At 55.4% G+C, this 1094-nt stretch carries 1 protein-coding gene; it reads left to right on the top strand.

The window, feature by feature from the left end:
• Positions 1 to 268: 268 nt before the first annotated feature.
• On the top strand, positions 269 to 1094 hold an 826-nt coding region (gene hppD / locus ACRESJ_RS00255; RefSeq protein WP_431756077.1), incomplete at its 3' end, for a 4-hydroxyphenylpyruvate dioxygenase.

Genomic DNA, 1094 nt, shown 5'->3' with positions numbered 1-1094 from the left:
GGAAAAAGGGGATTTGATACAGAAGGCGGACAAACTGATTTACGCTGTGTAGAATCAGGTTACGCATACAATAATAATCGTCTTCTGGCAGCAGAAGCCTCGCCCGCAAGAGCCTTGGGTCGATAATGAAGATATTCGGGTTTCAACTGATCTACGGTGATTTTCTCGCCCGCAGTGTGCGGGGCATCTCCTGTGCGCCACCCACTGGTCTCAGCATTGCTTACAACTAACCTTTGTTAATTGATAAAGAAATGATGAGGCGCCAACCATGGCAGATTTATACGAAAACCCAATGGGCCTGATGGGCTTTGAATTCATCGAGCTCGCATCGCCGACCCCCAATACCCTGGAGCCGATCTTCGAGATCATGGGCTTCACCAAGGTGGCGACCCACCGCTCCAAGGACGTGCACCTGTATCGCCAGGGCGCGATCAACCTGATCCTCAACAATGAACCTCACAGCGTGGCCTCGTACTTCGCGGCCGAGCACGGTCCGTCGGTGTGCGGCATGGCGTTTCGCGTCAAGGATTCGCAAAAAGCCTACAAGCGCGCCCTGGAACTCGGCGCCCAGCCGATCCACATTGAAACCGGCCCGATGGAGCTGAACCTGCCAGCGATCAAAGGCATCGGTGGTGCGCCGCTGTACCTGATCGACCGTTTCGGTGAAGGCAACTCGATCTATGACATCGACTTCGTATTCCTCGAAGGCGTTGACCGCCACCCGGTCGGTGCTGGCCTGAAGATCATCGATCACCTGACCCACAACGTGTATCGCGGTCGCATGGCCTACTGGGCCAACTTCTACGAGAAGCTGTTCAACTTCCGCGAAATCCGCTACTTCGACATCAAGGGCGAGTACACCGGCCTGACCTCCAAGGCCATGACCGCCCCCGATGGCATGATCCGCATTCCGTTGAACGAAGAGTCGTCCAAGGGTGCAGGGCAGATCGAAGAGTTCCTGATGCAATTCAACGGCGAGGGCATCCAGCACGTTGCTTTCCTGTCCGATGACCTGATCAAGACCTGGGATCACCTGAAAAGCATCGGCATGCGCTTCATGACCGCGCCACCGGACACTTACTATGAAATGCTCG

The organism is Pseudomonas sp. (genome assembly GCF_050739655.1).
GTDB lineage: Bacteria > Pseudomonadota > Gammaproteobacteria > Pseudomonadales > Pseudomonadaceae > Aquipseudomonas.
Note: the sequence above shows the minus strand (reverse complement) of the source record. Positions and strands in the feature narration are given on the sequence as shown.